This is a genomic window from Pseudodesulfovibrio thermohalotolerans (assembly GCF_021353295.2).
In the GTDB taxonomy this organism is placed as follows: Bacteria; Desulfobacterota; Desulfovibrionia; order Desulfovibrionales; family Desulfovibrionaceae; genus Pseudodesulfovibrio; species Pseudodesulfovibrio thermohalotolerans.
In genome coordinates, this window is sequence record NZ_CP120635.1 from 3,047,760 (window position 1) to 3,068,574 (window position 20,815).

A 20,815-nucleotide genomic window follows, 5' to 3' on the forward strand; every position below is an offset into this window, starting at 1 on the left:
CTGGAGAAGACGTGAATCAGATAGTAATCGATATGGTCAATGCCGAATTTTTCGAGCCGGACGTTCGGCGTCCATGTCCTCGCGGCTCCTGACGAGCCAGGTGGGCAGCTTGGTGGCGATCCTGCCATCGGCCAAGGGCAGACGCATACAGCTGAACCGGACAAACAAGAACGGCCGCTCCCCCGCCGGGCATGGCGGAAAAACGACCGTTCAAAATATTGTTATGCGTCGATGCCGATCAAAGTATACTGTTGGCGGCCTATCCCAAGAGCCTCGGCGCGGTCCAGCGTATGCGTGGCGTGCTTTTCTTCCATGCGTCGGCGCAGGGAAGCGCTCTTTTCCTCGTCGGCGGCGTAGATCAGGTCCACGCAGGCACGGTCGAGGGCGACCGGGTCCATGGAGGCCAGGATACCGATATCGGCCAGCTCCGGCGGGGCCGGGTTGCTGTCGCAATCGCAATCGATGGACAGGTTGTTCATCAGGTTGACGTACACAATCCTGTCGGCGCCGAGCTTGTCTATGACCGATCCGGCAGCCTCGGCCATGGACTCCAAGAACAGGTCCTGTTCCGTCTTGAAGCACAGGGCGAAGTCGTCGAGGTTTCGGGTAACGCCCGCAGTATGAATCCACATCTTTCCTTCGCCGGAGGCAATGCCGATGGACATGTTCTTGATGCACCGCCGAATCCGCCCATGGCGTGTCCCTTGAAATGGGACCGCATGAACGATCCTCCCCGATTCTTGCCCGATCAGCCGGAAGTCCTCGGAAAAGGAAATTGCCGGGCCTACCGGAGTCCGTCGTAATCCTCGTCGCCCACGGGTTCGAGCCAGATGGCCGGTCCCTTTTCCGGGGCGACCTCGATGGCGACGTGGGAGAACCAGCTGTCCCTGGCCGCGCCGTGCCAGTGTTTGACGTCGGCGGGGATGTCCACCGTGTCGCCGGGGCGGAGTTCCCGGGCGGGTTTTCCCCACTCCTGGTAGTAGCCTCGGCCGGTGGTGACGAGCAGGACCTGGCCGCCCTGGTGCTTGTGCCAGTTGTTGCGGCACCCCGGCTCGAAGGTCACGTTGTAGACCGGCAGGGCCGCCCCCGCCGGAATCAGCGGATGCAGCCAGACCGTTTTGTTGAACCACTCGCTTTCGAATTTTTCCCCGACGGGGAAGATGGCGCTCTTTTCCTGATCGTTCATGATGCTGTTCTCCTTATGTCTCGGGCCGAACTGGCCCTCTCTGTTATCTTCGCCTACCGGCCCGCGCGCTCGGCATATTCCGCCGGGTAGCGATCCCCGGAAATCTCGATGCGGGACAACGCCTCGTTCAAGTCGACCAGTTACGCAGCGGTCATTTCGACATTCACCGCACCAAGGTTCTCCTCCATGCGGCGCAGCTTGGTGGTGCCGGGGATGGGCGCGATCCAGGCCTTTTGAGCCAGCACCCAGGCCAGGGCGACCTGCGCCGGTGTCGCGCCCTTGTCCGCCGCAATGCCTTTCGCCAATTCAACCAACACTTGGTTGGCGTCGAGATTCTCCGGGGTGAAGCGCGGCACGATACTACGGAAGTCGTCTTTGCCGAAGGTGGCGGTCTTGTCGAAACGGCCGGTCAGAAATTCCTTGCCCAACGGGCTAAAGGGAACGAACCCGATGCCCAGCTCCTCCAGAAGAGGCAGCAATTCCTCTTCGGGCTGCCGCCACATCATGGAGTATTCGCTCTGGATGGCGGTCACGGGCCTGCTGTCCAGCGTCTGCTTTCCGTCCCTGATTTGGATGCCGAACTTGGTGGCGATGACCGCCTCTCCCTTGAACGGGGCAAGCGCCTCGCCCAGCAGTTCTTCATTGGTGAACGGTCCATAGACCTCGGCGGTATCGAAAAAGGTCACGCCCCAATCGAACGCCTTTCGAATCAAGTCGATCATTTTCTATTTGTCCGCCGCCGGACCATAGGCAAAGCTCATGCCCATGCATCCCAAACCCAGGGCGGAAACTTCCAACCCGCCATTTCCCAATTGTCTTTTCTGCATATGCGCCTCCCGGCGACATGAATTTGCTATTGCTTGCGCGCGTCCAGAACGGCCGTAAGTTCCGCTTTGGCGCTTTCGCCTTCCTCATGCCCGACCCTCATCTCAATGACTTCGGTGAAATCCCGAAGCTGGGACGGCGTCAGTCCGGCATTGAGCGAGATGCCCAAATGGCTGCGAAGTTGGGATTGCGTCCCCCGCATGGCGGCGAGCGCACCGATGGTCGCCAGCTCACGCTCGCGGTGATTGAGCACATCCCGGGCAAAAATATCCGCGAAAAGGTGTTCCTTGAGGAAAATGTCGATGGTCGGGGAAAACACCTGCCACGGCAGGCCGGAGATATCCTTTTCCAGTCCGACCAGTTGCGCCCGGACCTTCGCGCCGTAGGCGTCCTTGTCCATATCCGCAGGTACCGGACTGGCCTCCCGGCCGACTTCGTCCACGATTCCCCTGGCCTTCCGTTCATCCGTCACCGCGTTGAATGTGCCCAAGCCGTTGAGGCTGCGCGGGAAGCCCGCATAGGCATACATCTGAACCAGGACTTCCTTGATTTCGTTGACAGTCAAGCCCGCGTCCAGCCCTGCGTTCAACGCGGGCTTGAGACGCTCCAGGTCGCCGCTCGCCGTGAAGGCGGAGATGACGACGATACTTTTCTCCCGTTCGGTCAATGCCGTTTCATCAGTCATAGTTCCAGCCTCCGTTTGGACTGCCGTTCCAAGGGAAAGGACCAGGACAGCCAGCACGGGAATAATGGTTCGTAAAAGCATGATTCCCTCCTATTTTCCCAGGTATTGTTCGTCGGTGACCTTTTCCTTCCATACAACCGCCTCACCGTCCCGGCTGCCCGTGACGACCAGGTGCTTCATAGAAGCATCCGGCGTCGCGCCGTGCCAATGGTCGATGCCGGACGGGCACCAGACCGTTTCGCCGGGATTGAACCTGATGATCTTTCCATCCCGCGTTCCGGTCAGGGCGACGCCCTCGATGACGACCATGTGCTGTCCGGCGGGATGCAGATGCCATGCAGTCCTGGCACCGGGCTGGAAGGTCACGTATGCGCCGGAATACTGCGCCGTATTGTTGGAGGGAAACAGCATCTCGACCCACACGTCGCCGGTGAACAAGTTTTCAGCCCCTTTGAAGGCCTTTTGAGAATCAGCGGAATAAAGCACCTGGGACCGGCCGTCGTCCGCGGCAAAAGCGCCGGTTGCGGCGAACAGCGACAGGACCAGCATCATTGTAATTTTTCTCATCGGATACCCCTTTTGCTGAAATTGGCTTATTCTGGGCGGAGCCGCCGCGGGCGGCTCCGCCCCCTGAATCATTCATTTCTCTTTCGGATCGGACGGCCAACGGACAACCCTACAGTGCCGAGCGAAGCACCTCGACGATATCGTCCCCGGTCATGGGCGGACGGCCCAACAGGTTGCCGTTTGCGTCGTGAACAACAAGGGCCGCGTCCTTGGCATACTGCTCGAACAGCTCGTCGCTGACGCCCACTTCGGACAGGGTCGTGGGGCAGCCGATCTCCTTCAGGAAGGCGATGTAGGCGTCGATGCCTTCCGCGGCCAGGGTCTCGGGAGTCTTGCCCTCGGGTGACAGGCCGAAGACGCGCTCGGCGAACTGGGCGAACCGCTCGGGACGATGGTTGGCGGCAAACCGCATCCAGGCGGGACCGACGATGGCCAACCCCGCGCCGTGGGTGATATTGTGATGGGCGGACAGGGCGTGCTCGATCATGTGCATGGGAGCGACCATGTGGACGCCCGCCTGAATCCAGCCGTTGAGAGCCACAATGGAGGCCCACTGCACCTGAGTGCGGGCTTCGAGATCCCCGCCGTCGGCCACGGCCTTGCGGCCCCATTCCACGGCGTTGATGATGACGCCCTCGGCAAAACGGTCCTGAATGGGCGTTCCGTCCACGCCGTTGAAGTATCCCTCCATCACGTGGGTGATGATATCGCACACGCCGTAGGCGGTCTGATCCTTGGGGACGGACAGGGTCAGCAAGGGATCGACGATGGCGAACTTGGGGAACAGGCTCTCGGTCTGGGCAAAGGACTTCACCTTGGTCTCGTCGTTGGAGATGACCGCGCCGCAGTTCATCTCGGAGCCGGTGGCGGCCAGGGTCGGCACGGTGATGACGGGCAACGCTTCGGCCGGGATATGCCAGTCCTCCTGGCCATGGGCGATCAGGTTCCACGGATCGCCGTCGTACAACGCAGCAGCCGCGATGACCTTGGAGGCGTCCATGGTGGAACCGCCGCCGAGCGCGACGATCACGTCGCAGCCTTCCCTGCGCACTATTTCCGCGCCCCGGGCCACGGACGAGATTTGCGGATTCGGCTCGACTCCGGCGCATTCGGCAAATTCGACGCCTGCCGCCTTGAGGCTCTCGATTGCACGATCGAACGTGCCGCTGCGCTTGACACTTCCGCCGCCGGTAACGACCAGCGCCTTTTTACCAAGACCGGCGACAACTTCGCCGAGTCGGGAAAGAGAGCCTGCGCCAAAGACCAATCGGGTTGGATTGTAAAAATCGAAATTCATGTCCATCTCCTTTATAGGTAGGTGTCGGTTTATTGTATGCCGCCCCGACTCAGGAAGCCTCGGGCTCCAGGCGGTCGCATTCGTTTTCCCCTATTTTATAGGGCCAACACACTCGGGCGAGATAGACCGATCCTCTTTTATTCTTGCACGATCGTCCGAAAGGCTCAGACCGCCCCTTGTCCATAATTTTCGAATACTGTTAAGGATAAATTGAAAGGAGGCGTCCAATGAGCAAAAATGAAACAAACCCCATCGGCACGGCGCGAACGGCCCTTGCAAAAAATATCTACCGATGGACGGAAGAAAACGACCATCTGGAACCGGGAATTCCCGGCCTTATGCTGGTCAGATATGAAGCGCCCACGGAACCGATGAGCGCCATGTACGAGCCATGCATCTGCCTGGTCGCCCAAGGAGCCAAAAAGGTTCAGTTGGGTAATGAGGAATATATCTATGACAAAAACAACCTCCTGCTCACCTCGGTGGGGTTGCCGGGCGTTGCCCAGGTCATCCAGGCGAGCAAGGAAAAGCCGCTTCTCAGCCTGGTCCTGAAAATAGACCTGCGCATGGTGGCCCAGCTCATGGTGGACTCCAACCTGCCGGTCGCACGCAACCAGCAGCCGGGCCGGGGCATGGCCGTGTCCGAGGTGTCCGGGCCGCTGCTCGACAGTTTTCAGCGGCTGCTCGACCTGCTGGACACCCCTGAGGACATCCCCATCCTTTCTCCGCTGATCCTCAAGGAAATCCTCTATCGTCTTCTCATGGGGGAACTAGGGCCGCGCCTGCGCAGCATCGCCACGGCCGGAAGCCACGGGCAGCAGGTCGCCAAAGCCGTGGGTTGGCTCAAGGAGAACTACGCCAAGCAACTCAAGGTGGAGGGATTGGCCAGGAAAACCGGCATGAGCGTTTCAACCTTCCATCACCATTTCCGCGCCATGACGGCCATGAGCCCCCTCCAGTTCCAGAAATGGCTCCGGCTGCACGAAGCCCGGCGGCTCATGCTGACCGAAAATCAGGACGCCACCACCGCGGCACTGCAAGTGGGCTACGAAAGCCCGTCCCAGTTCAGCCGCGAATACAAACGCCAGTTCGGTGCCCCGCCGCTGCGCGACATCAAGAGCCTGCACAAAAAAGGAAAGACGGAGGTAGTCTCCGGGGCGGCGTAGGGAATGACCGATCCACCCCCGGACTTTGCCCAAGATGGAGTCATGAAAGCGGCCCTCGCATTAGGGTGCGGGGGCCGCTTTCGTTCGGCCAAACTCCAGTATCCCTTTCATCGGCCTTGCCGCCCGCGCACCTGATTGACTGCGGACTGCACCGCCTCGACAAAAAGCCCGCACGTTCCCGATCAATCATTTACGATATATACTTATCAGCCGCCGTCACAGGGAGATTCGCCCGACGGGAGAAGCACTACGAGCCACATGTCATCCACGAACAGCCTCAGATCAAACTCCAGACGATAGGCGCGAGAGGGTCCCGAGCGGTATGGGCCAGCAGGAACGAGTGAGGGGAACCACAGGCGTCCCCCTCGTTGCACCCGGCAACCAAGCCCTCTGAAAAAGATCGCGCTCAAACCTTTATCGTTGCCGGGGCGAGCCGCTTTGAGCGGCGCCAGCGGTTTTTCCGAACGTGAAGATCGCCAATATGTCCCTGTAAAGTCCCTGTCCGACGGAAGAGTCTGCCTACAAGGCGTTTTTCGCATCCTGCCCGTCGAGGACGGTCACCGTCGCCGTCCGGCCCACGATCAAGCGTATTTCCTGGGGATTGTCGTCAATGACGATCCGCACGGGGATTCGCGGGGCGAGACGGACCCAGGAAAAGGTCGGAGAGGTGGCCGCCAGCAACCCGGAGTGGGAATTGTCCCGGTCCTGGATGCCGCTGGCGATGCTTTCCACCAATTTCCCGATCATCTCGTACTTTTCAGAATCCGTCATATCCTTCACAATCCCCTGTGTCTGCAAGCTTTTTTCATTTGATCCTTTTATTTCCTTTTTCCTTTCCTTCGCCCGACAGGGCGGGGATCCTTTGCCGCCCCCGCCAGGGAGACGGCCGATCCTTTCCGAGCACCTCAGTCGTCCCACATCGACGAAGACATGTCGTCGCCGAGCGAGGAGTCGTTCCAATCGAAACTGCTGTCATCCCCTATCGAATCGTCATGGTGAATGTTGCCAATCAGGCATAATTTTGCAGGGTCCATAATGTCATCGAAAATGCCGACAACGTCGTCATCGTCCCGCCTACCGTTCGCGATGGTCCGGTTGCCATCCCCGCCGCCGAAGAAAACTGCCAAGGCAATCATCCCCAGGATGTATCCTGCGGGCAGAATTATCCAAATTGCTCCCATCATGGTGCTCCCTCCATTTCCGTTGAACCAAAGTGCATTGTTGCGCGTCTCCGCGAGAGAGCCCAGCGTTTTCTGCAGATTTTATGGCACAACCCTCTCTTTTTACTCCTTTTTCATCTTTTATGGCCGCGCACGGCAAATCCGATCGTCCGGGGGTGAGGCGAGATGGTTGGGAGCACCCTCTCCGGCGGGGGGGGGGGGGAAAGATTGTCTCGCGTTGCGCGCCAACGGCTTCCGGTTTTGCCGATACCGATTTGCTCGGAGGCGTCCGAACAGTTGATGACAATCTTTGAATCCTTTTCTTGGGGTTGCTGACAACACTTCCAGATCCCTGGATCGGACAATGAAAAACTGGTCATTTTTGATCAAAAACGACCATTTTCCATGAACTGGGTGCATTTGCCGGAACCGGACCGAAAGCCGTGTTTCGGTCCCGTCTGGGCAAATTCGATAAGTTCTTGGAAAACGCCGTTTTTCGGAGAGGTCGGCTAGGAATAAAAAAGAAGGGCTGCGGAAGCAGCCCTTTCAAAATCGGCATTTCAAAAAATGGCGATTTTATCATTTGTTGTTCCCCTTGTTGCGGGATGGCGAGCGAAGGAACCAGGCCAATACGGGAACTGATACTCCTACCCCAATGAGCATCCATGCGAACAGCTTCGGATACATGATCGGGACACCAAAATGGTGCATGGTTCCATCCAGTAAACCAAACACCCCGGCTACCACGAAGATCATCCCCAGGCCTAGTTCAGACACTTTCACTCGCATTATTTCTTTTTTCTCCAATCGTCATATTCATCATACGCTTTGCGTGTCCCACTGCCCCAATAGCCAGGCCAAGACGCAGGGGGCGGGCCTGGGTCCAGGGCACCGGAAGCAAAGTCCTCTGCCGCTTTTGAACCCGCGGCAAGTTTATCCGGATGCTGCATCGCGGCCGCCGCAGCCGCGGGAGCCGCCTTTGCCGCACCTGCCGCTCCGAAAATGCCGGAGTTGATCCCGATAACCCTACCTATGGCACGGGGTTATATGAGCTAACCGCCCCACCAATCCGGCAGGGCGGTTGTATCATTTGTTATTTCCCTGGTTGCGGGACGGAGAACGAAGGAACCAGGACAGGACAGGAATTGCAATCCCCCCGCTCAAGATAATGTATTCGACCCAGCCGTACACAGGAAACCCCTTAAAATAGGATTCACCCGAACTAAGACTGAGGATACTTGTTATTATCATTGCCAGGCTGATTGCGATTTCCGCTGGCTTGATTCTCATTTTTTCTTCCTTCTTTTATATTCATTGCTTCCCTTACCGGCCAAGCCTCCTAAATAGCCCGGCCAGGAAGCTGGCGGCGGGCTTTCGTCGAAGTAACCGGAAGCAAAGTCCGCTGCCGCTTTTGAACCCGCAGCAAGTTTATCCGGATGCTGCATCGCGGCCGCCGCTGCCGCGGGAGCCGCCTTTGCCGCACCTGCCGCTCCGACAATGCCGGAATTGATCCCGATAACCTTGCCCATGGCATCATGGACGCCCTCGGTGGCCGTGGGCTTGTCCTTGCCGTAATCCTTGTCGGTCTTCTTGCCGAACCAATCCGCGGCCTTGGCCGACAGATACGATCCGGTGGCGCTGATGGCGGTCGCACCTGCCATGCCTGCCGCAAAGGGCAGGAGAAACGGCAGCAGCCCTGTCGGATCGTTGGCATTGACCGGATCATCAAGGCAGTACCCATACCAGTCCGGATCACCACCCCTGTCTCCGATGGGGTCGGGCGCGGTCCACCGGCCGGTGAACGGATCGTAATCCCGCCAGCCGAAGCGGACGAATCCCAGATCCCGGTCGTGCAGGCCGCCCGCAAAGCCGAGGGGTACGCGCAGGCCCGGATTGGTGTCCGCTATTATTCCGCCGAAGGGATCGTAGAGAACTTCCTTTATCACGTTGCCGTCCGCGTCGGCAACCACGCGCAGGGAGCCGACCTGGTCATAGCGCAGGGTGAATACGGCCCCGTCCTCGCGCCGCATGGCCGAGGGCAGTCGCTCGTCGTCACCGTACCCGAACTCGTAGCCCATGCGCCCGTCGTGGAACGCGCCGAGCCGGATGAAGTCGAGCCATTGGTAGGCCTCGACGAGTTGGCCGTTGAAATACTTGGCGGCCCGCCGGCCCTGCTCGTCGTGGCGAAAGGTGTAAACACGATTTTGATTCTCCTCTTCCATCTTGAGCAGCCGGTAGTCTGGCGCGTACTCGTACAGGTGGTACGTGCCGCCGTTCGACCAGATGGACCGGAACCCGTTTTCGTCGTGCGTGAACCCGTTATTTCCCGCGCTCATAAGCCGGTTGTCCAGGTTGTACCGGTAGTCGCGGTAGCTGGACCCCACGGTCGCCGGGAAGCAGTCCCGCTGGCGGCGGCCGTCCCGGTCGTAATAGCACTGGCAGATAAGCCGATTGTCCAGGTGCGCCTCGAAAAGCCTCCCGGCCTTGTCGTAGGCATACTTCCAGACTACAGGCCGACCGGCCACGATTTCGGTTTTCTCCACGATTCGACCGTTCCGGTCGTGCTTCAGCCTCATATCAAATACGCTCATAGGATATCCTCCGGGCCACTGAGCTGACGGCCCTGTTTTTATTTGCGGAGAGCGTACCATGGGTTTTTCGGCCCAAATGGGCGAAACACGGCGGTGTCGGTGGAATGCAGCCGAATGTCGGTCGAATGCATGGTACGGTCGGCGAAATACACCAAAAAAACCGTATCTTCCGCTTGACAGGTTTCACCAAAGGGGCTGGTGGGGCGAAATGGTTGGGAGCCCCCTTTCCGGCGAGGGGAAAGATTGTCTCGCGTTGTGCGCCAATGGTTTCCGGTTTTGCCGATACCGATTTGCTCGGGGGCGTCCGAACAGTTGATGACAATCTTTGAATCCTTTGTTTGAGGCTTGCTGACAACACTTTCAGATCCCTGGATCGGACAATGAAAAAACGGTTGTTTTTGATCAAAAACGACCGTTTTTCGTAAAACGCATCCTTTTGGCCAGACATGAGCGGAATTGAATTCCCGGCTCGTTTTGATCAATCGGAACCGTTTTGTACAAATTAGGCCCAAAGGCATCCGATCTATTCAGGCTAGGCATGAGACACAAGGAAAGGTGGCCACTGAGAACGGCTGGGAAATGGTTGGGGCGGACTCAGAGATGTCTTTCGGTATATATTCCTCATCTGCTCCCGAGAGGCCGCCCCCGGATTGCCGGCTCCCTCCATGACATGGCTCATGACTTGCTGGCCGCTTTTCCGACTTCGGCCAACCCAACCAGCCAGATTCTTCCGGTGGCCACCTCCAGAGGTTTTCCTCCTTTTCAGTCCTTTTTGTTTTTTTCAAAAAAAAACATCCGCCCCCCTTCCGACATTTGACTTTCATTTCTCCGGCGGTGTCAAACTGGACTGTTGGCCGAGTTTTGATGAGCAACCTCAACCGAAGGGGAAGTGGAAACTGAGGGAAGGGAAATATCCCAGGCGAGCCATGCCGGGTACGGCTACCTGCTAGCCCCCATCTTAAAGGAATGGGCGCACACCCTGCTCCATGATCTCGACGAAGACACCATTCGGGACTACCGCATCCGTGTCGCGGAACAGACCAAGGCGAAGCTGGTAGCCAGGGGCGAAGAAGGCAAGAACTGCAACGTCCTTGCGAACCGACGCCTGTTCGTCATCAAGCAGGTGTTCGCCCAGGCTGCAAAGCACGGCTTGATCGAAAAGGACATTGCGTGGGACATCCTCTCTCTGTCGGAAAAGGACAGTGAACGGAAGAACGCCCAGAAGCCACTTGAAATTGAAGAACTGCTTGCGGCGGCCCGTCAGCGCAGGGCGAAACATTATCTGCCCCTGGCGATCCTCTTGGCGGTCGAGCACGGATGCAGCACCCAAGAAGTCCTCAGCCTCAAGTGTGCCGATGTGGACCTTGCGGAAAATCACATCACGTTCCACCGGACAAAAAACGGGGTGACCCGAACCCACCGGATCATGCCCCGTACCCGGAATGCGCTCATCGCTCGATTCGAACATGTCGCACAATATCGGAAAAAGCGCGGCGTGAAAGTCAAGGGGGATTACGTGATCGGCAACATGGATGGCACCCCGTTCAAGTCGATCAGGACCGCATGGGATGGACTGTGTAACGACCACGACTTCGACGACCTGCACTTCCATGACCACCGCCACACCTACTGCACCAATGCGCTTAAAGCGGGCTGTACGCTCAAGGAAACCAGCGTCATGATCGGCCACAAGACCCTGCGCATGACGGACCGCTACAGCCTCCTTGAAGGCGTGATGGACGATGGCCCGCAGGACCGTCTGGCCGCCCGCTACGCCATGGCCACAGAAAACGGCCCGTCGGAAGCGGCGGACACATAGCGGACATATTCCTGAAATCCGCCATCAGGCACGAAAAAAGGACTTCAAGCAATCGCTTGAAGTCCTTAACTTTCTAGTGGTGGAGCTGGAGGGAATCGAACCCACGACCTCTTGAATGCCATTCAAGCGCTCTCCCAACTGAGCTACAGCCCCACGTCGTTGGGTGGAGGGGTATTTATCCAAGGGACGGGTGGATGTCAACCTGAAAAATTATGGAAATCTCTTGTTGATTGATTCGAGGGCGGTCTTGCAGTAAGAAATGAGGACTGTTGGAATCATTGGGAGAATCCATGGGGCAGGTCCTCAAGAAAATATTCATCAAACTGTTGTGGGTATGCGTGGTCTTTTTGGGGATCACGATCATCAGTTTCTGGGTCATCCATCTGGCTCCGGGATCGCCCACGGATTTGCAGACCACGCTGAATCCCGAGGCGGGCGTGGAGGCGAGGTTGCAGCTCGAAAAGCTCTACGGCCTCGACCAACCTCTGCACGTGCAGTACGCGAACTGGCTCAAGCGGCTGGTCCATCTCGACTTCGGCCAGTCCATGTCCGGCGACCACAGGCCCGTGTGGGACAAGATCCGTGAACGGCTGCCCCTCACCTTCGGCATGAACGTGGCCTCCATGATCCTGACCCTGCTGATCGCCGTGCCCATAGGCGTGGCCGCGGCATGGTGGCGGGGCGGCGCCTTCGACAAGATTTCCACGGTCATCGTCTTCATAGGATTCGCCATGCCCGGTTTCTGGCTGGCGCTCCTGCTCATGCTCTGGCTCGGCATCGCCTGGCCCGTGCTGCCCATCTCGGGACTGACCTCCATGGGCTTTGAATCCATGACCGCCCCGCAGCAGTGGTGGGACGTGACCAAGCATCTGATCCTGCCCATCTTCATTTATACGTCCGGCTCGTGGGCGGGCATGTCCCGGTTCATGCGCTCCTCCATGCTCGAAGTCCTGCGCCAGGATTACATCATGACCGCGCGGGCCAAGGGGCTGCCCAGCCGGGTCGTCCTGTTCAAGCACGCCCTGCGCAACGCGCTCATGCCGGTCATCACCATTCTCGGCCTGTCGGTCCCGGCCCTCATCGGCGGATCGGTCATCATCGAATCAATCTTCGCCCTGCCCGGCCTTGGCCAGCTCTTCTATCAGGCGGTCATGGCCCGCGACTACCCGCTGATAATGGGCAGTCTGGTATTCGGCGCGGTGCTGACCCTGGCGGGCAACCTTCTTGCCGACGTGGGCTACGGCCTGGCCGACCCGCGCATCCGCATAGGCAAGGGGGGAAGCCGATGAAACGCCGTCCGCTCAAACGCGTCCCGCCGTGGGCGCGGCACGCCCTGCTCCTGATCGGCGCGCTCATCGTCGGCGTCATGTCCGTGGGGGCTGTCTTCGCCCCGTTCATCGCACCCTACGATCCGAATTTCATCAACGTGGACGCCCTGCTTCTGCCGCCGAGCGGCACCCACCTCATGGGCACGGACGCCCTGGGCCGCGATGTGTTTTCGCGCATCCTCTACGGCGGGCGCGTGTCCCTATGGGTCGGATTCGTGGCCGTGGGCCTCGCCACCTCCATCGGCCTGGTCCTGGGACTCGTCGCGGGCTACTTCGGCCGCGTGGTGGACGAAATCATCATGCGCGGCGTGGATGTCATGCTCTGCTTCCCGTCCTTCTTTCTCATCCTGGCGGTCATCGCCTTCCTGGAGCCGAGCCTGACCAACATCATGATCGTCATCGGGCTGACCGGCTGGATGGGCGTGGCGCGACTGGTGCGGGCCGAGACCCTGTCCATCCGCGAGCGGGACTACGTCCTGGCCGCCCGGGCCGCCGGAGCCGGACCAACGCGGATCATCTTCCGCCACATCATGCCCAACGCCCTGGCGCCCGTACTCGTGTCCGCCACCCTGGGCGTGGCCGGAGCCATCCTGACGGAATCCTCGCTTTCCTTCCTGGGCCTGGGCGTCCAGCCGCCGGACGCCTCCTGGGGCAACATCCTGATGGAAGGCAAGGAAGTGCTGGGCATCGCGTGGTGGCTTTCCGTTTTCCCGGGCCTGGCCATCCTGCTGACCGTCCTCGGCTACAACCTGCTCGGCGAATCCCTGCGCGACCTCCTGGACCCGCGTCTCAAGCAATGATCCGCATCCGCCCCGCCACGCACGCCGACGAAGGACTCGTCGAAGAGATCATCCGCGCCTCCATGCTGGCGAGCTACGCCCATTTTCTGCCGGCCCCCCTCTTTCAAACGATCCTCGACCAGGACCGGCCGGGCCGGGTGGCTCGGGACGACGCCCCGCGCTTCAGCGTGGCCGAGGCGGACGGCGTGGCTGCGGGGATCATGCTCCTCAAGGACAACTACGTGGACCACCTGTGGGTAAGGCCTGAATTCATGGGGATGGGCATCGGCTCCGTCCTGCTCGAACATGCGGAGGAACGCGCGGGCCATGCCGGATTCGACCGATTGATCCTGGATTGCTTCGAAAAGAATGAAAAAGCCCTGGCGTTCTACCGAACCAGAGGTTTCACAGTGGAGCGGATCAGCGATGCCTCCGAGTACCTGCCCGGCGAAAACGCCTGCCGACTGTCCAAGCCCCTCGTTTCGGCCTAACCGCCACAGCCATCGCCGACCGGGCGTAGGTTCCCCTTTTCCGCCGCGCTGCTCTGGTGTATAACGGCACTCGTTATCCTGTTTGCCCGGACAAGCCCGCTCGCCCGGCAACCTTGCTGCATTGCGTACTGACTACGAACCAACCGACCGCCCCTTTCCTCCTGTGAAGCGGCCATGACAAACGCGGAAAGGGATGGAGGTCGGGGGAAGAGCGCACCTTTTCCGCCACTTCCCCGGCCGCCGGAGGCATCACATGCTCGAACTGCTGCGCATCCGAAATCTGGCGCTCATTGAGGACGCCGAACTGGAGTTCTCGCCCGGCCTGAACACCCTGACCGGCGAAACCGGCGCAGGCAAATCCTTCATCCTGCGGGCCGTGGACTTCCTCATGGGCGAACGCATGGACAAGAAGCTTGTCCGCCCCGGCGCGAACAAGGCCACGGTCGAGGCGCTCTTCGTCCTGCCCGACGGCGAAACCGTGATCCGACGCGAGCTCTCCGCCGAGACCGGACGCAGCAGGGTGTACGTCAACGACGTCCTGTCCTCCCAGCCAACCATCCGCGACATGGGCGCGCGGCTGGTCATCCACACCTCGCAGCACGGCCAGCAGAAGCTCCTCTCCCCGGCCTTCCAATCCGAAATTCTCGACTCGTTCCTGCCGGACCAGTCCCTCCCGGCCGAGAAAAACGACCGCCTCGCCGCGCTCAACGACGTGCTCGAACGCAAGAAACGGCTCTCCGAGAAATTCAAGGATTTGCAAAAACAGCGGGACTTCCTGGAATACCAAAGGAAGGAGATCGACAACGTTGACCCGCAGCCGGATGAGGAAAACGAGCTTGAAGCGCGCAAGAAAATCCTCAAGGACCGCGAGCAGGCGGGCGAATGCCTGCAAAACGCCCTGAACGTCCTGCACGGCGAGATCGGGCTGCTCGACGCCATGACCCTGCTCAACCGCGAGATGGAGATCATCGCCCGGCTCTTCCCCGGTTTCGACGAGGACCGCGAAGCCATCGAGGAACTCCGGATGCGGCTGCACGACCTGGACTCCCGGCTACGGCGCGGCCCCAAGGATTTCGACGATGACGACCCCATGTCCCTGGACGACATCGAGGCCCGCCTTTTCGAGTTGGCCAAGCTCAAGCGGAAACTCAGGCGCGGCCTGGATGAGATCGTTGACATGAAGACTGAAATCGACGATAGCCTCTCCTTCCTGGACGCCTGCGCCCTGGACATGAAGAACCTGGGCCGCGAGGAAAGCGAGGCCGCCGCCGCGCTCAAGGAGACCCTGGCCAAACTCAACCGCGCCCGAAAGAAGGCCGCCGGAGAGCTGGCCATCCGCATCGTGGACGAGCTGACCGACCTCGGTTTCTCCGAGCACGTCAAGGTCCACTTCGATTTCGACGCCCGCGAGCTCTACCCCGGCTGCGACGACATGCGCGGACGCCTCATGTGGGTGCCCAACCCCGGCCAGCCCGCCCAGCCCCTGGACAAGATAGCCTCGGGCGGCGAGCTCTCCCGGTTCCTGCTGGCGCTCGTGACCATGCGCGGCCAAGACGGCAGGGAAGCGGACGCCGCCCCTTCGCTCATCTTCGACGAAGTGGACGCGGGCATCGGCGGGCTCACGCTCAACTCGGTGGGCAACAAGCTGCGGGCACTGGCCGACCGCCAGCAGATGCTGCTCATCACCCACTGGCCGCAGCTCGCCCGTATGGCCGACCGGCACTTCCTTATCAAGAAGGAAGTCGTCGACAACGCCACCTACACCCGTTGCGAACGGCTTGAGGGCGGCGAAATCAAATGCGAGCTGGCCCGCATGGCCGGCGGCGGCGAGCAGGGCGCGGCCCTGGCAGAAAAACTGTGCAGGTAGAGGGGGTCCCGTACCCCCCATCCCCTCTTCCTCCTGAAACTTTTTAGTACGCGCAACGCGCGGGGTATGTTGTGAACCTGTTTATCTCCCTGTATATCAAGCTCTTTTTTCTCCTGACTCCATTTTTCGTGCTCTCCGTGTTTCTGTCCATGACCGAAGGCATGGAAAAAAAGGAGCAGCGCAAGCTGGCCGTGCGGACAATCTCGGCGGTACTGGTCATCGCGCTGACCCTCTATTTCGCGGGCAACCCGATCTTCTCCACCCTGGGCATCACCCTGGACGGCTTCCGGGTGGGAGCCGGGGCGCTGCTGTTCCTGTCCGCCGTGTCCCTGGTCTCCGGCAAACGCCAGCGGCCCGAGACGGACGACGACTCGGACGTGGCCGTCGTACCGCTGGCCATTCCCATCACCGTGGGACCGGCCTCCATCGGTACCCTGCTCATTCTCGGCGCGGAACTGTCCACCACCCAGCATAAGCTCATCGGCGCGGCGGCCCTGATCTGCGCCTGCCTGTCCGTGGGCCTGCTCCTGATAACCGCCTCCACGGCCATGCGCGTCATCGGCAAAATGGGAATCAACGTGCTGACCAAGATCACCGGGCTGGTTCTCTCGGCCATGGCCGCCCAGATCATCTTCGCGGGCGTGCGCAACTTCCTGTCCTGATTTCTTCCGGCAACGGGGCCGCCTGAACACGCTCGGTGTCGGCCCCCTCTTTACACAAGACCGGATCTGCCCTAGGAATTGGTTGCCATGACAACCAATTCAGCATTCACATTCGAACACGGCTATGACATCCGCTCCTACGAACCGCGCCCGGACGGCCGCGTGTCCGTCACCGCCATCTGCGACCAGCTCCAGGACATCGCTTCGCGCCATGCCGACAAACTCGGCTTCGGCTACCACGACCTGGAGCAGAGCGGACATTTCTGGATTCTCGCCCGCCTCCACCTCATGATGGACAGACTCCCGGGGTTTGGAGAACGGACCTCGATCCTGACCTGGCCTTCGGGCAAAGAACGGCTGGTGGCCCTGCGCGACTTCGTGATCTCCGACGGGAACGGGCAAATGGGGACGGCCACCACATCCTGGGTTACGCTGAACACCCGAACCCACCGAGCTGATCCGCCCGACGCCGTTCTCCCTGAACGGAGCATTCCCGAGCGCGAACATGCCCTGGTCTTCCCGACCAAGGCCGTGACGCGGCTCAAAGACGGCGAACACACCGCGCAACTGACGGCCCGACGCTCGGACATGGACATCAACGGTCATGTCAACAACGTGAAGTATCTGGAATACTGCTTTGAATCCGTGCCCAAGGACTGGGTCAGGGAGAACCGCTGCCACGGGGTGGACATCCAGTTCCGCAGCGAATCCTTTCCCGGCGACGAATATATCTCGGCCTGTACCATGGACGCCCCCGACCAGGGCATGGACACCTTCCTGCACACCCTGACCAGAATTTCCGACAACAAGGAAATCGTGCGTATGCGCTCCTGGTGGAAACGTCCATGAGCGCGTCCGTCTCGTTGCGCTTCGACACGGACGGCGTGGACTGGGAACGGGCGGCGGCAATTTTCGAAGAAGCCCCCCTGGGCGTCCGCGAACCCGACGTTCTTCGCCGAACCTTCGAGAACAGCGACCTGGTCTGCTTCGCCCGGGACGGGGAAACGCTGGTGGGCATGGGACGCGCCTTGAGCGACGGCACGGTGCAATCGGTCATCTACGACCTGTGCATGACCCCGGAACACCAGGGCAAGGGGCTTGGAACGCGAATGATGGAAGCCATGCTCGAACGGCTGCGCACGCCCAACGTGGTCCTTTGGTCCGTGCCGGGCAAGGAACCGTTCTACGCCCGCCTCGGATTCAAGCCCATGCGCACCGCCATGGCCCGTTTCGAAAACCCCGAGCGGTCCGCATCGCAGGGGTACATCATTCTTTGATCCGCTCGGCCATGATACCGGCCAGCAGAGCGGTCAGGTCCGAATCATAGCGTCTGCCGTCCTCAGCCAGCATCCGCACTGCCTCCGACATGTCGCGGGCCGAACGGTGCGGCCTGTCGCCTATGATGGCCGAGAACGAGTCCGCAATGGCGCAGAGCCTGCCTTCGGCGGAAATGTCCTTGTCGAACCGGCGGGCGGGATAGCCCGAGCCGTCCAGCCGCTCATGGTGCTGCTCAACGCAATCCAGAATGACCTGATCGCGGACCTTTAGCCGCCTGAGCATGTTCAACCCCGCCTCGATATGCCGCTCAAGGGACTCGCGGTCACGCCGAACCAGATACTGTTCCTTGTCACGGATGAATTTCGGAACCATGACCATGCCGAGGTCGTGCAGCAGCAGACCGAGGCTCAGACTGACGAGCCCGGCCTTTTCCACCTGGCCGCCGGTCTGACGAAGATGCAGGGCCAGGCCGATGAACATGGTGTTCACCGAATGGACGGACAGGTCGTATTCCCGCTCCAGGGTATGGGTCAGAAAATCCACCCGGCTCGGATCGATCCAGATGTATTCGGCCAGGATGCTCACGTCCGTGCGCAAGTCTTCGTAAGTGTCCTCCGTGGGCCGGTTCAGGAACTCGTCCATGCGGTTGCGGAAGGCGATGAAGAATATCTCGGCCACCTCCAAAGGCAAAAAGCCCTCTTCCACAAGCAACAGGCCGAGTTCCCGGCTCAGGTGCTCGGCATAGACGCGATAGTCGTCCCGCAGGAGGTAGAGGCGTCCTTCCTCGGCGAAACGCGCCACCTCGTCCTGTCCCTCCCGGGAGAGCCGTTCCCCGGCCCGAAGGTAAGGCCCGGTGCGGGCCACATCCGGATCATAGAAGTAAAGGTCCACCGGCGGCCTGAACTTGGGAAAACTCGCCAGAATATTCGGGCTGATCTGAAGATAAGTCTCGGACAGGGAGGCTGAGTCGGTGTTGTCTGCCATTCGTTCACCTTGGTTTGTTCCGCCATGAACCAGACCCATACCCGGATTTTCCCTTGTTTTGAAGAGCAGGAGAATACAGCGGCCCCGAAAATGCGTTTGAAACGGATAAGCCAAAAAAAAGGCGGTCCCCGAACATCGGGGACCGCCTGGTCTAAAGCCGTTTGGGAAAAGACTAGTGGCCCTTGCCCTTGCCGTTGCCGCCGGCATTGGAATTGCCCTTGCCCTTGCCCTTGCCGTTGCCGCCTGCGTTGGAGTTGCCCGAATTGCCGCGGCCCGAGGAATCCTTGCCCTTGGAGGAGTTGGAGTTCACGGCTCCGGACTTGGCCTTGTCCGAAGCGCGGCTCAGCCCCACGGCCTTGGAGCCCTTGCCCCCGCTCACGCCGGGGGTGCGGGACACGCCGGACTTGATATTGCGGCCGGTGGCGTTGCCGGGCTGGGCGGCCTTGGCGACCATGGACCGGCCATGCTCGCGATTGTTGGCCCGGGCCTGGGTCTTGTTCTGCTGCTTCATGTGCCCGAGACCGAGAGTGCTCGGATGCACACCCAGTTCCTGGGCGATCACACCCCAGCCCATGTCCTGGGCCCGCATGGACGCGATGGATTCAACAGACACGGACGCCGCTTCGGAGATGGCCTGCTCGGCGTTCTCCTGGGCCTTCTGGAGGCCGGCCATGGCCGCGTCAAGTGCGGCCTGAGCCTGGGCCTCGGCTTCCGCATCCTCGGCCTGGCGGGCCGCTTCAACGGCGGCTGCGGCCGTATCCACGGCGGCCTGCGCCTCGGTCACGCCCTGCTCTGCTTCGGCAACGTTCCGGGCCGAGACTTCGGCCACGGCTGCGGCAAGGGCTTCAGCCTTGGCGGCCTGGGCCGGATTGGCAAAGGACGGGGCCTCGGCCTCATCGTCGCCCGTATCGCCGGTATCGCCGGTATCACCTGTATCGCCGGTGTCAGCGGTATCGCCGGTGTCGCCGGTCACCTGGGAACCGGCGTCCGAAGCCGAATCATCCGTCTGCGCCATGACGCGGGGAGCCCCAACCGCAAGGGCGAGGACCAAAATAAGGAGCAACAAACCGAATTTATTCTTCATCATGGACATATGCTTATTCTCCAATTGCTTATCGAACCTCGGTAATGAAGTTCACCGCCTGGTCCAGGGCGAACACGCTACCGCCCACTTCGACCTTTTCAGCCGTTCCGAACCAGCTCAACGGAAGCCTTGCCCGGCCTATGTCCGGGTTGCTGTTGAGCATGTAGTCGCGCAGGGCTGCGGCGCGGGCCTTCGCCAGAGAGGCATTGCCCTTCACGTAGGCGACTATGTGCACCGCCAAGTCCCTGTTGGCCTTCATCATCGCGCCGAGCACCGCCAGCGAAGCCCTGCCGTCGGCATCCGGGACGCTGGTTCCGGGCTTGAACGTCATGCTTTTCAACGTGACGTTCCGCTGCCCGATTATGTGATTGCGGTAGGAGAAGTCCCCTTGCAGATTGAGTTGTTCCGTGGCCGTCATGGCCATGCTCCCGTCGGGATAATACTCAAGGAACTGCTTCCATGCCGCAATCTCGCCGCTCTTCCTGTCAAGTTCCCCAAGGACCCGCGCCCTGTTGTACAGCGCTTCCGGATTGTACGGGTCCAATCCGAGGACCACGTCGTATTCCTTGAGGGCCTGCGCCCACTGTCCCCGGTCCACGAAGCCGTGCCCCAGGTAGAGGTGGGCGGAAATATGATTCGGGTCGAGGCTCACTGCCTTTTCGTAGGCGGCCCTTTCCCGGTCGAAATCCATCAAGGCCCAGTAGGCCACCCCGGTCCAGAAGACATAATCCGCGTTGCCCGGGGCGAGTTCAGCGGCCTTCTCCAGATAGGAAAGACCTTTCTCGGGCTCGTTCAAAGCCAGGTAGTAACGGCCCGTGTAATAGGCCGAATCGGCGTCATCGGGGTTCTCCTTGAACCGCTCGCCCATGACCCTGATTCCTTCCTTGTACTTTTCCTGCTGCAAATAATACGGCCCCACCACCTTGGCGCATCCGGCGGCGGCCAGAACGGATGCGACAAGCAGCATCGCGATAAACTTCTTCACTCAAAGGCTCCCATGGGTTTCCGGGTCTCTCGACCCCTCAAATGGATATACAGTCGATATG

23 protein-coding genes and 1 tRNA gene are annotated in these 20,815 nt (G+C 60.3%); 9 read left to right on the plus strand and 15 right to left on the minus strand.

Annotated elements, in window-relative coordinates; translation table 11 throughout:
- Positions 1–36: 36 nt before the first annotated feature.
- From LF599_RS14245 to LF599_RS14275, 7 genes are all read right to left on the minus strand, one after another.
- Positions 37–168: a hypothetical protein gene (locus LF599_RS14245; protein ID WP_269943500.1), complete on the minus strand. Its 132-nt coding sequence runs from the start codon at positions 166–168 to the stop codon at positions 37–39.
- Between the two features lie 53 nt (positions 169–221).
- Complete coding sequence (locus LF599_RS14250) at positions 222–881, minus strand: DUF362 domain-containing protein (protein WP_279523104.1); 660 nt, start codon at positions 879–881, stop codon at positions 222–224.
- Positions 785–1,186 carry a cupin domain-containing protein gene (locus LF599_RS14255; protein ID WP_279521237.1) on the minus strand — a complete coding sequence of 134 codons (402 nt, stop codon included), beginning with the start codon at positions 1,184–1,186 and terminating at the stop codon, positions 785–787. Before LF599_RS14255 ends, LF599_RS14250 begins: the two co-directional genes overlap by 97 nt.
- 140 nt (positions 1,187–1,326) lie before the next feature.
- Positions 1,327–1,908 (minus strand): aldo/keto reductase, encoded by a 582-nt coding sequence (locus LF599_RS14260; protein WP_279521238.1) that lies wholly within the window; start codon positions 1,906–1,908, stop codon positions 1,327–1,329.
- A 131-nt stretch (positions 1,909–2,039) separates the two neighbouring features.
- On the minus strand, positions 2,040–2,777 hold the full coding sequence (locus tag LF599_RS14265) for a carboxymuconolactone decarboxylase family protein (RefSeq protein ID WP_279521239.1): 738 nt from the start codon (positions 2,775–2,777) through the stop codon (positions 2,040–2,042).
- Positions 2,778–2,786: 9 nt separating this feature from the next.
- A complete protein-coding gene (locus LF599_RS14270) occupies positions 2,787–3,263 on the minus strand; it encodes a (R)-mandelonitrile lyase (protein WP_269943495.1) in 477 nt (158 codons plus the stop codon).
- 109 nt (positions 3,264–3,372) lie between these two features.
- Entirely contained in the window at positions 3,373–4,560 is a 1,188-nt protein-coding gene (locus tag LF599_RS14275) for an iron-containing alcohol dehydrogenase (protein WP_279521240.1), read from the minus strand.
- A gap of 227 nt (positions 4,561–4,787) precedes the next feature.
- Here LF599_RS14275 and LF599_RS14280 point away from each other — a divergent pair, with 227 nt between their 5' ends.
- Positions 4,788–5,726 carry an AraC family transcriptional regulator gene (locus LF599_RS14280; RefSeq protein WP_279521241.1) on the plus strand — a complete coding sequence of 313 codons (939 nt, stop codon included), beginning with the start codon at positions 4,788–4,790 and terminating at the stop codon, positions 5,724–5,726.
- Positions 5,727–6,245: 519 nt separating this feature from the next.
- Here LF599_RS14280 and LF599_RS14285 read toward each other — a convergent pair.
- From LF599_RS14285 to LF599_RS14300, 4 genes are all read right to left on the minus strand, one after another.
- Positions 6,246–6,497, minus strand: coding sequence for an HlyD family secretion protein (locus tag LF599_RS14285; RefSeq protein ID WP_269943492.1), 252 nt, complete (start codon positions 6,495–6,497; stop codon positions 6,246–6,248).
- Between the two features lie 134 nt (positions 6,498–6,631).
- On the minus strand, positions 6,632–6,910 hold the full coding sequence (locus LF599_RS14290) for a hypothetical protein (RefSeq protein WP_269943491.1): 279 nt from the start codon (positions 6,908–6,910) through the stop codon (positions 6,632–6,634).
- A 1,262-nt stretch (positions 6,911–8,172) separates the two neighbouring features.
- Complete coding sequence (locus LF599_RS14295; protein ID WP_279521242.1) at positions 8,173–9,477, minus strand: RHS repeat domain-containing protein; 1,305 nt, start codon at positions 9,475–9,477, stop codon at positions 8,173–8,175.
- A gap of 38 nt (positions 9,478–9,515) precedes the next feature.
- Positions 9,516–9,959 (minus strand): hypothetical protein, encoded by a 444-nt coding sequence (locus tag LF599_RS14300; protein WP_279521243.1) that lies wholly within the window; start codon positions 9,957–9,959, stop codon positions 9,516–9,518.
- A gap of 407 nt (positions 9,960–10,366) precedes the next feature.
- Between LF599_RS14300 and LF599_RS14305 the strand changes: the two genes are divergently transcribed.
- Complete coding sequence (locus LF599_RS14305) at positions 10,367–11,296, plus strand: site-specific integrase (RefSeq protein ID WP_279521244.1); 930 nt, start codon at positions 10,367–10,369, stop codon at positions 11,294–11,296.
- A 77-nt stretch (positions 11,297–11,373) separates the two neighbouring features.
- Here LF599_RS14305 and LF599_RS14310 read toward each other — a convergent pair.
- Positions 11,374–11,449 (minus strand) — tRNA-Ala (locus LF599_RS14310).
- A 137-nt stretch (positions 11,450–11,586) separates the two neighbouring features.
- Here LF599_RS14310 and LF599_RS14315 point away from each other — a divergent pair.
- The 7 genes from LF599_RS14315 to LF599_RS14345 all read left to right on the plus strand — a co-directional run bounded on the left by LF599_RS14315 (position 11,587) and on the right by LF599_RS14345 (position 17,700).
- A complete protein-coding gene (locus LF599_RS14315; protein WP_279523105.1) occupies positions 11,587–12,585 on the plus strand; it encodes an ABC transporter permease in 999 nt (332 codons plus the stop codon).
- Positions 12,582–13,424 carry an ABC transporter permease gene (locus LF599_RS14320; protein ID WP_269943636.1) on the plus strand — a complete coding sequence of 281 codons (843 nt, stop codon included), beginning with the start codon at positions 12,582–12,584 and terminating at the stop codon, positions 13,422–13,424. The genes LF599_RS14315 and LF599_RS14320 overlap by 4 nt, the downstream gene beginning before the upstream one ends.
- Positions 13,421–13,894, plus strand: a complete 474-nt coding sequence (locus tag LF599_RS14325; protein WP_279521245.1) for a GNAT family N-acetyltransferase — start codon at positions 13,421–13,423, stop codon at positions 13,892–13,894. The genes LF599_RS14320 and LF599_RS14325 overlap by 4 nt, the downstream gene beginning before the upstream one ends.
- Positions 13,895–14,147: 253 nt before the next feature.
- Positions 14,148–15,761, plus strand: coding sequence for a DNA repair protein RecN (locus LF599_RS14330; protein ID WP_279521246.1), 1,614 nt, complete (start codon positions 14,148–14,150; stop codon positions 15,759–15,761).
- Between the two features lie 71 nt (positions 15,762–15,832).
- The gene (locus tag LF599_RS14335; RefSeq protein ID WP_279521247.1) at positions 15,833–16,423 is read left to right on the plus strand and encodes a MarC family protein; all 591 of its coding nucleotides are present in this window, start codon (positions 15,833–15,835) and stop codon (positions 16,421–16,423) included.
- 87 nt (positions 16,424–16,510) lie between these two features.
- Positions 16,511–17,272 carry an acyl-[acyl-carrier-protein] thioesterase gene (locus LF599_RS14340; RefSeq protein WP_269943485.1) on the plus strand — a complete coding sequence of 254 codons (762 nt, stop codon included), beginning with the start codon at positions 16,511–16,513 and terminating at the stop codon, positions 17,270–17,272.
- Positions 17,269–17,700 carry a GNAT family N-acetyltransferase gene (locus tag LF599_RS14345; RefSeq protein ID WP_279521248.1) on the plus strand — a complete coding sequence of 144 codons (432 nt, stop codon included), beginning with the start codon at positions 17,269–17,271 and terminating at the stop codon, positions 17,698–17,700. Before LF599_RS14340 ends, LF599_RS14345 begins: the two co-directional genes overlap by 4 nt.
- On the opposite strand, the gene LF599_RS14350 is transcribed toward LF599_RS14345, so the two are convergent.
- The 3 genes from LF599_RS14350 to LF599_RS14360 form a co-directional block, all read right to left on the minus strand.
- Entirely contained in the window at positions 17,690–18,685 is a 996-nt protein-coding gene (locus tag LF599_RS14350; RefSeq protein ID WP_269943483.1) for an HD-GYP domain-containing protein, read from the minus strand. The genes LF599_RS14345 and LF599_RS14350 overlap by 11 nt on opposite strands.
- Positions 18,686–18,857: 172 nt before the next feature.
- Positions 18,858–19,772 carry a hypothetical protein gene (locus LF599_RS14355; RefSeq protein ID WP_279521249.1) on the minus strand — a complete coding sequence of 305 codons (915 nt, stop codon included), beginning with the start codon at positions 19,770–19,772 and terminating at the stop codon, positions 18,858–18,860.
- Between the two features lie 25 nt (positions 19,773–19,797).
- Positions 19,798–20,754 (minus strand): tetratricopeptide repeat protein, encoded by a 957-nt coding sequence (locus LF599_RS14360; RefSeq protein WP_269943481.1) that lies wholly within the window; start codon positions 20,752–20,754, stop codon positions 19,798–19,800.
- Positions 20,755–20,815 lie beyond the last annotated feature (61 nt).